At 69.6% G+C, this 10,537-nt stretch carries 13 protein-coding genes; 4 read left to right on the top strand and 9 right to left on the bottom strand.

Features of this window, described 5'->3' with window-relative positions; all coding sequences use genetic code 11:
* Positions 1-60 precede the first annotated feature (60 nt).
* Both trxB and trxA read left to right on the top strand, forming a co-directional pair.
* Entirely contained in the window at positions 61-1,068 is a 1,008-nt protein-coding gene (gene trxB, locus H8838_RS19830) for a thioredoxin-disulfide reductase (protein ID WP_181310109.1), read from the top strand.
* 100 nt (positions 1,069-1,168) lie between these two features.
* Positions 1,169-1,492, top strand: coding sequence for a thioredoxin (gene trxA / locus H8838_RS19835; protein WP_181310108.1), 324 nt, complete (start codon positions 1,169-1,171; stop codon positions 1,490-1,492).
* Here the strand turns inward: trxA and H8838_RS19840 are convergent.
* Positions 1,467-2,126: a GNAT family N-acetyltransferase gene (locus tag H8838_RS19840; protein WP_181310107.1), complete on the bottom strand. Its 660-nt coding sequence runs from the start codon at positions 2,124-2,126 to the stop codon at positions 1,467-1,469. The two genes, trxA and H8838_RS19840, sit on opposite strands and share 26 nt — an antisense overlap.
* A 68-nt stretch (positions 2,127-2,194) precedes the next feature.
* Between H8838_RS19840 and H8838_RS19845 the strand changes: the two genes are divergently transcribed.
* Positions 2,195-3,409, top strand: a complete 1,215-nt coding sequence (locus tag H8838_RS19845) for a pyridoxal phosphate-dependent aminotransferase (RefSeq protein WP_181310106.1) — start codon at positions 2,195-2,197, stop codon at positions 3,407-3,409.
* Between the two features lie 72 nt (positions 3,410-3,481).
* Positions 3,482-4,273, top strand: a complete 792-nt coding sequence (locus H8838_RS19850) for a lysophospholipid acyltransferase family protein (RefSeq protein WP_185995549.1) — start codon at positions 3,482-3,484, stop codon at positions 4,271-4,273.
* 100 nt (positions 4,274-4,373) lie between these two features.
* On the opposite strand, the gene H8838_RS19855 is transcribed toward H8838_RS19850, so the two are convergent.
* The 8 genes from H8838_RS19855 to rpmH form a co-directional block, all read right to left on the bottom strand.
* The gene (locus H8838_RS19855; RefSeq protein WP_185995548.1) at positions 4,374-5,465 is read right to left on the bottom strand and encodes a ParB/RepB/Spo0J family partition protein; all 1,092 of its coding nucleotides are present in this window, start codon (positions 5,463-5,465) and stop codon (positions 4,374-4,376) included.
* Positions 5,462-6,484, bottom strand: a complete 1,023-nt coding sequence (locus H8838_RS19860) for a ParA family protein (protein WP_317983780.1) — start codon at positions 6,482-6,484, stop codon at positions 5,462-5,464. Before H8838_RS19860 ends, H8838_RS19855 begins: the two co-directional genes overlap by 4 nt.
* Before the next feature lie 651 nt (positions 6,485-7,135).
* Complete coding sequence (gene rsmG, locus H8838_RS19865; RefSeq protein ID WP_224766276.1) at positions 7,136-7,861, bottom strand: 16S rRNA (guanine(527)-N(7))-methyltransferase RsmG; 726 nt, start codon at positions 7,859-7,861, stop codon at positions 7,136-7,138.
* A 31-nt stretch (positions 7,862-7,892) separates the two neighbouring features.
* A complete protein-coding gene (locus H8838_RS19870) occupies positions 7,893-8,360 on the bottom strand; it encodes a Jag family protein (RefSeq protein WP_181310218.1) in 468 nt (155 codons plus the stop codon).
* A 117-nt stretch (positions 8,361-8,477) separates the two neighbouring features.
* Positions 8,478-9,440, bottom strand: a complete 963-nt coding sequence (gene yidC, locus H8838_RS19875; protein ID WP_185995547.1) for a membrane protein insertase YidC — start codon at positions 9,438-9,440, stop codon at positions 8,478-8,480.
* Positions 9,441-9,698 (bottom strand): membrane protein insertion efficiency factor YidD, encoded by a 258-nt coding sequence (gene yidD, locus H8838_RS19880; RefSeq protein ID WP_181310102.1) that lies wholly within the window; start codon positions 9,696-9,698, stop codon positions 9,441-9,443.
* Positions 9,699-9,717: 19 nt separating this feature from the next.
* A complete protein-coding gene (gene rnpA, locus H8838_RS19885) occupies positions 9,718-10,065 on the bottom strand; it encodes a ribonuclease P protein component (protein WP_181310101.1) in 348 nt (115 codons plus the stop codon).
* Positions 10,066-10,101: 36 nt separating this feature from the next.
* The gene (rpmH, locus tag H8838_RS19890; RefSeq protein ID WP_110180841.1) at positions 10,102-10,239 is read right to left on the bottom strand and encodes a 50S ribosomal protein L34; all 138 of its coding nucleotides are present in this window, start codon (positions 10,237-10,239) and stop codon (positions 10,102-10,104) included.
* Positions 10,240-10,537: the final 298 nt, after the last annotated feature.

Raw genomic sequence — 10,537 nt, forward strand, 5'->3', positions numbered from 1 at the left:
ATCGGTTCTAGCATCCGCACACCCATTGCCGATCCGACCACGCAGGGAGTTCCACCGACCATGAGCGACACCGCCACCACCACCCGCAACGTCATCATCATCGGCTCCGGACCCTCGGGCTACACCGCAGCGGTCTACGCGGCCCGCGCAGCGCTCGAGCCGCTGGTCTTCGAGGGATCGGTCACCGCGGGCGGCGCCCTGATGAACACCACCGAGGTGGAGAACTTCCCCGGCTTCCGCGACGGGATCATGGGCCCGGCGCTGATGGACGAGATGCGCGCCCAGGCGGAGCGCTTCGGCGCCGAGCTGATCGCCGACGACGTGGTCGAGGTCGACCTGACCGGCGACGTGAAGGTCGTCAAGACCGCCGAGGCGACGTACACCGCCCGCTCGGTGATCCTGGCCACCGGCTCCGGCTACCGCAAGCTCGGCCTGCCCCGCGAGGAGGAGCTCTCGGGCCGCGGCGTCTCCTGGTGCGCCACCTGCGACGGCTTCTTCTTCCGCGACCAGGCGATCGCCGTCGTGGGCGGGGGCGACTCGGCGATCGAGGAGGCCACCTTCCTCACCCGGTTCGGCCAGAAGGTGTACCTGATCCACCGCCGCGACGAGCTGCGCGCCTCCAAGATCATGCAGGAGCGCGCCTTCGCCGACCCCAAGCTGGAGATCGTGTGGAACTCCGAGGTCGCCGAGATCAACGGCGAGGACCGGGTCGAGTCGCTCACCCTGCGTGACACCGTCACCGGCGAGCTCCGGCCGCTGGCGGTCACCGGGCTCTTCATCGCGATCGGCCACGACCCGCGCTCCGAGCTGCTGACCGGTCAGGTCGACCTGGACGACGACGGCTACGTGCTGGTCAAGCACCCCTCGACGGCCACGAACCTGCCGGGCGTCTTCGCGGCCGGCGACCTGGTCGACCACCACTACCGGCAGGCCATCACCGCCGCCGGCACCGGCTGCTCCGCCGCGCTGGACGCCGAGCGCTACGTCGCCATGCTCGACCAGCTCTCCGCCGACACCGCGGGCTCCGCCGCCGCGGCCGTCGAGGAGGTCGAGGCGGCGAAGGCCTGAGGCCTCCCGCCGGGGAACAAGCCCCACCCGCCCGGTGTTGACAGGGCACAGATCACTGCACGTCACAGACCGCCGTACCGCTGAGCCTCAGGAGGATCAGATGTCCAACATGCCCGCCGTGACCGATGCCGAGTTCGAGACCCAGGTGCTGAAGGCCGACAAGCCGGTCCTGGTCGACTTCTGGGCCGAGTGGTGCGGTCCGTGCCGCCAGGTCGGACCCATCCTGGACGAGATCGCCGGTGCCCACGGCGACAAGATGACCTTCCTGAAGATGAACGTCGACGAGAACCCGGTCACCCCGGCCTCGTACCGCGTCACCGGCATCCCCACGATCAACGTCTACCAGGGCGGCGAGGTCGTGAAGAGCATCGTGGGCGCCCGTCCCAAGGCCGCGATCCTCAAGGAGCTCGAGGGCCTGATCTGACGCTCCTGCCCTGCTGAGGCTTCAGCGCCGGGCGCACAGCACCCACCAGGCGCTCCAGGGCCTGCTCCACGTCGCTCATCCAGGCGCGTGTGGTCCGGAGCTCCATCCGCATCCGCGGGGTGGTGCTGTGCGCCCGTTGTGTCTTGAAGCCCACCGCGCCGAGGAACTCCGCCGGCAGCACGCAGGCGCGCGCGGTGCCGTCGTCGGCCAGCCCGCGGGTGTCACCGAAGGCCTCGAGGGCCACCTGTTCCCGCTGCACCAGGTCCCGGGCGAGTCCCTGCACCAGCATCCGTCCCCAGCCGCCGCCCCGCGCCTCGGGCGTGACGTAGAGCTGGGCGAGCATCACCGCGTCCGGCGTCGGCGGCCAGGTCGGCAGGTCCTGGCCCCCAGGCAGGAACGCCGGAGGGGCGTAGAGCACTGCTCCGACCACCTCGTCGTCGTTGAGCGCCACCCGGCCGCACGATCCCCACTCCCGGAGCACCTCCGAGACCCAGGCACTCAGCTCGTCGGCCCGTTCCGGCGGTGCCACACGGCCCCTGGCCACCGGGTCCAGCTGCCAGCGCAGGCAGGTGCGCACGTGCTCGTCGAGGCGGGGAAGGTGGTCCAGGGTCAACCGCACGACCTTGCGGGACATCGGCGTACCTCCTGGGCTGCTCGATATCCCCATGCTAGGACGTGGCGCGGCCTGAGAGGATGGGTCTCGTGCGCCAGATCAAGCAGAGCCAGAAGCTCAAGGACGTCCGGTACGACGTGCGCGGCCCGATCCTCGTGGAGGCGCAGCGCCTCGAGGCGGAGGGGCATCGCATCCTCAAGCTGAACATCGGCAACACCGCACCGTTCGGCTTCGAGGCGCCGGAGGCGATCGTGGCGGACATGGTGCACCACCTGCCGGAGGCGCAGGGCTACAGCGACTCCCAGGGCATCTACTCCGCGCGCACCGCGGTGATGAACTACTACCAGTCCCACGGGCTGCGCGACGTGCGGGTGGACGACGTCTACATTGGCAACGGGGTCTCCGAGCTGATCTCCATGGTGCTCCAGGCGTTCGTCGACGACGGGAACGAGATCCTGGTGCCTGCGCCGGACTACCCGCTGTGGACCGGGGCGATCACGCTGTCGGGCGGCACGCCGGTGCACTACCGGTGCGACGAGGACGACGACTGGAACCCCGACCTGGCCGACATCGAGGCCAAGATCACCGAGAACACGCACGGTCTGGTGATCATCAACCCGAACAACCCCACGGGTGCGGTCTACAGCGAGGCGACGGTCAAGGGCCTGGTCGACATCGCCCGTCGGCACGAGCTGGTGATCTTCGCCGACGAGATCTACGAGAAGATCCTCTTCGAGGACGCCCAGCACCACCACGTGGCGACGTACGCCGGCAACGACGTCCTGACCCTGACCTTCAGCGGTCTCTCCAAGGCGTACCGCGTCTGCGGCTACCGGGCCGGGTGGGTGATGATCTCCGGGCCCAAGGAGGTCGCCACCGACTTCCTCGAGGGCCTCACGCTGATCGCCAACATGCGCATGTGCGCCAACGTGCCCGCTCAGCACGCGATCCAGACCGCGCTGGGCGGCTACCAGTCCATCGAGGAGCTCATCGGTCCGGGCGGACGGTTCTACGAGCAGTCGATGCTGGCCCACCGCCTGCTCAACGAGATCCCGGGAGTGAGCAACGTGAAGCCGCGTGGGGCGCTCTACTGCTTCCCCCGGCTGGATCCCGAGGTCTACCAGATCGAGGACGACCAGCAGTTCGTCATCGACCTGCTCCGGGCCAAGAAGATCCTGGTCACCCACGGGACCGGCTTCAACTGGCCCGCGCCGGACCACTTCCGTCTGGTCACGCTCCCGGACACGGAGGTGCTGGAGGAGGCCATCGGCCGGATCTCGGACTTCCTGGCCACCCGCCGCTGAGCAGCCCTGCTCTAGGCTTCGACGTCGGACGCGGCACCCTCCCGTCCGACCTTCACAGCCAGGAGCCTTGTCATGCGGGACATCACCTACCCCCCGATCATCCTCACCGCCAAGACGGTGTTCCGGGTGCTCGGACAGAAGTTCGACATCCAGGGCGTCGAGCACATCCCGCGCCAGGGAGGCGCGCTGATGGCGTTCAACCACGTGGGCTACCTGGACTTCATCTACGGCGGGTTCCCCGCGCACCTCGCCGGGCGTCGGGTGGTGCGCTTCATGGCGAAGAAGGAGGTCTTCGACAACCCCGTCGGAGGCCCGGTGATGCGCTCGATGCACCACATCCCCGTCGACCGCGGCGACGGCATCGCCTCCTACCACCAGGCGGTGGACTACCTGCGGGAGGGCGAGCTGGTCGGCATCTTCCCGGAGGCGACGATCTCCCGCGCCATGGAGCTCAAGGAGTTCAAGACCGGGGCGGTGCGGATCGCGTCGGCCGCCGGCGTCCCGATCATCCCCGTCACCCTGTTCGGCACCCAGCGGATCTTCACCAAGGGCCACCCCAAGGACTTCTCCCGGGGCCGCAGCATCACGATCACGGTCGGCGAGCCGATGCCGGTCTCAGGTGCCGACCCGGTCACCGAGACCGCCGAGCTGCACGCCCGGATGAGCAAGATGCTGGACGAGACGATCCAGCGTCACCCGGCCGCCGAGCGCCCGGCGGGCGCCTGGTGGGTGCCGGCCAGCCACGGCGGTTCCGCTCCCACCTTGGAGGAGGCGGCGGCGATCGACGCCGAGGAGCGCCGGGCCCGCGCGCGGCGGAAGGCCGCCAAGGCGGCCGAGAAGCGTCAGGGCTCGACTGACTCCTGAGGCTGGTGCTGTTCCACGTGGAACAACGAAGGGCATATGTCGACTTGTCGACATATGCCCTTATCGCTTTCTCGACTTGTGGCTCAGTCGAGAAAGCGACTCAGATCGGCCGGTCGTCAGTGTTCCGGGGGTCCATCACGGCCACGATCCGGCGCAGATCGTCCATGGAGGCGAACTCCACGGTGATCTTCCCCTTCGACTTGCCCAGATCGACCTTCACCCGAGTCTCGAAGCGGTCAGCGAGGCGGTCAGCAAGGTCGGTGAGGCCGGGAGCGACCGGCTTGCTGCGCCGAGCAGCACGACCCGGACGCCCGTGGTCGCCCACAGCGACGATCTCCTCGAGCGCGCGCACGCTGATCCCTTCGGCCACCACCCGTGCCGCCAGGCGGTCCTGGAGGTCGCCGTCCTCGACGGCCAGCAGGGCACGGGCGTGCCCGGCGCTGAGCACACCAGCTGCCACGCGCCGCTGGACCGCCGGACTGAGCTTGAGCAGGCGCAGGGTGTTGCTGATCTGCGGACGCGAGCGTCCGATGCGCTGTGCGAGCTCCTCGTGCGTGCAGCCGAAGTCCTCCAGGAGCTGTCCGTAGGCGGCAGCCTCCTCCAGCGGGTTGAGCTGCGAGCGGTGCAGGTTCTCCAGGAGGGCGTCCCGGAGCATGTCGCCGTCCTCGGTCTCCCGGACGATGGCCGGGATCCTCTCCAGACCGGCCTCCTGGGAGGCGCGCCAGCGGCGCTCGCCCATGATCAGCTCGTAGCCACCCTCGTCAGCGGGCCGCACCACGACGGGCTGGAGCAGACCCACCTCGCGGATGGAGTGCACGAGCTCGGCGAGCGCGTCCTCCTCGAACACCTGGCGGGGCTGCCACTGGTTCGGCCTGACCTGCTCGATCGGGATCTCGCGGAAGTAGGCTCCCGCCACCATCTCGGCGGGGGTAGCGGTCGGGTCCGCGGAGTCCGGAGCGCCGGCGGACTCGCGTCCTGCGCCCTGGACGGCCTCCGAGCGCTGAGGCTCGTCGCTCGCGGAGGCCAGGTGACGTCCCAGCTCGCCCGCCGGGCCTGCGACCTCACCCGATCCGGGCGCCATGCCCCGGGCCGTCCCGGCGTCGGCCTCTGACTCCACCGGCGGCCCGGTCGGGATCAACGCGCCCAGACCGCGTCCCAGTCCACGTCGTACCGGCTTGGTCGGGTTGCTCATCGCTGGGGTGCTCCCTTGCTGGCGATCTCACGGGCGGCTTCCAGGTAGCACAAGGCTCCCGGCGAACCAGGATCGTAGGTCATCACGGTCTGCCCGTACGACGGTGCCTCCGAGACCCGTACGGAGCGCGGCACCATGGTCTTGAGGACGGTGGAGCCGAAGTGCTCGCGTACCTCCTCGGCCACGCCGGCCGCCAACCGCGTGCGGCCGTCGTACATGGTGAGGAGGATGGTGGAGACCGCCAGCTCGGGGTTCAGGTGCTTGCGCACCATCTCCACGGTCTCCAGGAGCTGTCCCAGCCCCTCCAGGGCGTAGTACTCCGCCTGGATCGGGATCATCATCTCGTCCCCGGCCACCAGGGCGTTCAGCGTGAGCAGCCCGAGCGAGGGCGGGCAGTCCACGAACACGTAGTCGAAGCGCTCCTCGCCGGCCTCCGCGGCGGTGCCCACCCACGGATGGGCGTGAATGGCCCGCCGGAGCCGGTTCTCCCGGGCGACTACGCTGACCAGCTCGATCTCGGCGCCCGCCAGGTCGATGGTGGCCGGGACCACCCAGAGGTTCTCCAGGTCCGGGCAGGTGGTGACCACGTCGGCCATCGGCACGTTGTCGACCAGAAGGTCGTAGGTGGACGGCACACCACGGCGGTGCTCCACGTTCAGGGCCGTGGACGCGTTCCCCTGGGGGTCGAGGTCGATCACGAGGACGCGGCTGCCCAGCTGGGCCAAGGCCGCGGCCAGGTTGACGGTGCTGGTGGTCTTGCCCACCCCACCCTTCTGGTTGGCGACGACCATCACCCGGGTGGCGTCTGGGCGGGCCGGCGCGGACCGGCCGAGCGCGCCGTGGCGAGCCCGCACCACGTGCTCGGCCGCCCTGGCCAGTGGGGTCGTGTTGTCGAAGTCGGCCGGGGCGCCCTCGGCGATCTGCCCAGCGGTGCGGTACGTCGTTCCACGTGAAACCTGAGCCGCGGCGGGGGCGGGGGTTTCACGTGAAACCTGGCCCGAGGTGCCGGATGCCTGCATGGCGGAGGACCCGGCTGCGGACCCTCCGGCCCCGGCGTGGACAGCCGACTCGGTTTCGCGTGAAACAGGCGTCTCCGCTGGCGGATTAGCCGCGGCCGCAGCCTCGTACTCAGTCCGCACTGGCGAGGCGGCGGCCGGACCGGAGTCCTCGGCAGCCGCCGCGACTCGGCCCGTAGCCGTCGGCTCGGCACCAGGGGGCGCGGGGGTCACAGCATTGCCGGCGAACTCAGACGCGGGTGATTGGTGAGAGAACTGAGGAGAGGGGACAGCCGGAATGGCGCCCGCAGGCACGGATCCCAGCACGTCGACCAAGTGGGTGGACGAGGCACGTGTTTCACGTGGAACCTCATGACCCCCGGCTGATGAGGGAGGTTGGTCCCCCTGTGCGTCGCTTTCCCGCGCCTGTGGATAACCAGTGGATAACCCACCCGATTCACGCTCAGAGGCGGTCTCCGGGCCGGTGGAAAACTCTTCACCGTCATTCCCTTGCCGGTGCTCTGCGTCAGTCACGGGGGACCCTCTCACTTGTGGTTGCGATAGGTGCCGCCAAGGGCGACAGCTGGTGCGACGTGATCCTCGGGGCCACGTTTCGCCGCCGACGGCACGGGCCCGGAAGAGCATCCCGCACGGCGGAGTCGCCGTGCCGTCTCGTCAGGACCAGCGCGGGTTGCGAGCTGGGCGCCGACCGGATCGCCCGCCACGGGACTTACCGCCAGGGCGCAACGGTAGCGCCCCCGGATCCACGCGGGAAACCCGGAGTGCATACGTGGGGACCGTGTCCTCGTCCCCACCGAGACGCACGACCTCCGGCTCACCACAGCGGTGGCGGCGCAGCTCGGCGGTACTCGCGGAGATCTCGTCGGCGACCGACGAGCCCTTGAGCGCGATCAGCTCGCCGCCGGCGTCCACCAGAGGCATCGACCAGTCCAGCAGGCGAGGCAGCGGTGCCACCGCCCGCGAGGTCACGACACCGAAGAGCCTGCTGCCGTGCAGCGACTCAGCGCGGCCGCGGACCACCTCGACGTTGTCGAGCGCCAACGACTCCACGACCTCGTCCAAGAAGACGGTGCGCCGCAGCAGGGGCTCCACCAGCGTGACCTGGAGGTCCGGTCGGAGCAGCGCCACGACCATGCCCGGCAGTCCCGCCCCGGACCCGATGTCGCAGACCGTGCGGCCCTCGGAGATGAGCTCGGTGAGCCAGGCGCAGTTGAGGATGTGGCGGTCCCACAGGCGAGGCACCTCCCGCGGACCGAGAAGCCCACGGACGACCCCGTCCGTGGCCAGCATCTGGGCGTACTCGGTCACCAGGCCCAGCCGCTCAGACGGGACGACCCCCCTCACCCGATCCGGCAGGTCGGGGAGGGGGGTCAGGTCCACGGGTCGCCCCGTGGTTCCACGTGAAACGTCGTCAGGCACCGGGCAGGATCACCACGTACCGCCGGGGCTCAGCGCCCTCCGACTCCGAGGTCAGGCCGCCGGCCTTGACCGCGTCGTGCACGACCTTGCGCTCGAACGAGCTCATCGGTTCCAGGTCCACCTGCTCACCGGTCTCCTTGACCTGGGCGATCAGACGCTCCGCCAGAGCCACCAGCTCGCGCCGCTTCTCCTCGCGGTAACCGGAGATGTCCAGCATCAGCCGCGACCGCTCGCCGGTCTCGCGGTAGACGGCCAGCCGGGTCAGCTCCTGCAGGGCCTCCAGCACCTCGCCGTCCCGCCCGACCAGCATCGACAGGTCGGCACCGACGATGGAGACGGACGCGCGGTCACCCTCCACGTCCATGTCCAGGTCCCCGTCGAGGTCGGCGATGTCGAGGAGCTCCTCGAGGTAGTCGGCCGCGATGTCGCCCTCCTGCTCCAACCGGTCGACCTTGCTCAGGCGCGGCTCCGGAGCGTCCCCGGCTCCGCCTTGCGCTTCCTTCTCGGTCTCAGTCACGCGATTCTCCCTGCGTCGTGTGGTGGATGGCGGGCGTCCCGCCGACAGCTGTGGGTGGGATCAGCGCTTCTTGCGCTGGGACCGGGTCTGGCGCTTGGGCTGCTGACGGGGCGCGGCACGCGGGGCCTCGGGGGCCTCCTGCACGTCCACCGCACCGGGCACCTCGCCGTCGACCACGTGGCCCTTCTTGGCCGCCTTGGCCTTGTCCCGCTCCGCCTTGGCGACTGCGGCAGGTGTGCCCGGCGCCGGGTTGTTGCGGATCACGTAGAACTGCTGGCCCATCGTCCACAGGTTCGAGGTGGTCCAGTAGAGGAGCACACCGATCGGGAACGCGATACCACCGACGGCGAAGACGACCGGGAGCACGATGAGCAGCATCTTCTGCTGCTGGGCGTAGGGGCCGGTGAGTGCGTCCGCCGGCATGTTCTTGCTCATCAGCTGACGCTGCGTGAGGAAGGTGGTGGCCGTCATCGCCAGCACCAGGAAGGCGGCCAGGGTCACCACGGACCACTGGTCACCCCACGAGCCGGTCAGCGTCTCCGAGATCGGGACGACGCCCCAGATCTTCGCCTGACCGAAGTCCTCGGCGAGCTGGGTGGTCAGCACGCCGTGCGCCTTGCCGTCGGCGGCCTGGTCGATCAGGCGGAAGAGGGCGAAGAAGATCGGCATCTGCAGCAGGATCGGCAGGCACGAGGCGAACGGGTTCGTCCCCGAGTCCTTGTAGAGCGCCATCGTCTCCTGCGCGAGACGCTCGCGGTCGTGGCCGTACTTCTTCTGCAGCTCCTTGACCTTGGGCTGGATGAGCTGCATGTTCCGGCTCGACTTGATCTGCTTCACGAACAGCGGGATCAGCGCCGCCCGGATCACCAGCGTCAGTCCGACGATGGAGAGTGCCCACGCGGACCCACCCTCCGGGTCCAGGAACGTGCCCAGCACCTTGTGGAAGCCCACCAGCACCACCGAGATGATGTAGTAGAGCGGGGTCATGATGGCTCCGCCGATGGCACCGAAGAAGTCGAGCACTCAAGCTCCTCGTGTAGAGGTCGGACCCGCATTCGCGCGGGGAGGAACGGGGTCGTAGCCACCCGGCGACCACGGGTGACAACGGGAGAGACGGCGTACGGCGAGCCAGCTGCCCTTGAGGGCGCCGTACTCGGTCACTGCGTCGAGCGCGTACGCCGAACACGTGGGGTGGTAGCGGCACACCTGCCCGTAGAGCGGGCTGATGAAGGTGCGGTAGAGCCGCAGGAGCCCGATCAGCAGGAGCTTGACCGGGTTCACGACCGTGCCACCCGCACCGTCATGACGCGGACCGCGGAGTCAGCACCCGGCGCAAGCCGTGCGCCAGGTCGGCGTCCAGCCGCGCCGGGCGGGCCGTGGCCGCGTCCGGCAGGGCACGGACCACGAGCACGCCACGACCCGGGAGCTCCCTGAGGTGCTCCCGGGTCAGATGACGAAGACGTCGCTTCACGCGGTTCCGGACCACGGCGTTGCCCACTGCCTTGCTCACGACGAACCCGACCTGGGCCGGTTCCGGTCCTTGGTCGTGCCAGTGCACGACCAGGGTGGCCGAACCTGCCCGGCGCCCGGAGCGCACCGCCGCGCGGAATCCGTCAGCCTCGGTGAGGCGTGCCGGTCGCGGCAGCACGGCTGCTCGACGCCCTCAGGTCCGCCGGAGCCCGGCTCAGACCGCCAGGCTGTTGCGGCCCTTGCGGCGGCGCGCCGACAGGATCGCGCGGCCGGCGCGGGTGCGCATGCGCAGGCGGAAACCGTGCACCTTGTGGCGACGACGGTTGTTCGGCTGATAGGTACGCTTGCTCACGAGCTCTCTCCGATGGGTATCTCTGCGGGTGTCCACTCCGGCGGGAATCAGGTGCACGCCAAACTTCGGCTGGCACCGCCTCCCCACGGCACACGCCCTTTGGACTGGGAGTGAATATCCGTGGACATGCGGCACCGGTCGACCACGAGCGGACGTCGGGTGACCTTGCAACGGTACGCGGAGCGGAGAAGCAGGGTCAAACCCACGCAGGTCTCCCTCCTGGCCGCACCGACCGAGCGCCGGTCCCGTCCGGCCCCGACACCGCCCCGCCCTGTGGATGAACCCCCCTCCAGTTCTT

The sequence above is a fragment of the Nocardioides campestrisoli genome, assembly GCF_013624435.2.
In the GTDB taxonomy this organism is placed as follows: Bacteria; Actinomycetota; Actinomycetes; order Propionibacteriales; family Nocardioidaceae; genus Nocardioides; species Nocardioides campestrisoli.

Coding starts and splice junctions, on each gene's coding strand:
- H8838_RS19855 (WP_185995548.1), bottom strand. CDS start 5,465: ATGAGCAACCCGACCAAGCCGGTACGACGTGGACTGGGACGCGGTCTG.
- H8838_RS19850 (WP_185995549.1), top strand. CDS start 3,482: ATGCGGGACATCACCTACCCCCCGATCATCCTCACCGCCAAGACGGTG.
- H8838_RS19860 (WP_317983780.1), bottom strand. CDS start 6,484: ATGCAGGCATCCGGCACCTCGGGCCAGGTTTCACGTGAAACCCCCGCC.
- trxB (WP_181310109.1), top strand. CDS start 61: ATGAGCGACACCGCCACCACCACCCGCAACGTCATCATCATCGGCTCC.
- trxA (WP_181310108.1), top strand. CDS start 1,169: ATGTCCAACATGCCCGCCGTGACCGATGCCGAGTTCGAGACCCAGGTG.
- H8838_RS19840 (WP_181310107.1), bottom strand. CDS start 2,126: ATGTCCCGCAAGGTCGTGCGGTTGACCCTGGACCACCTTCCCCGCCTC.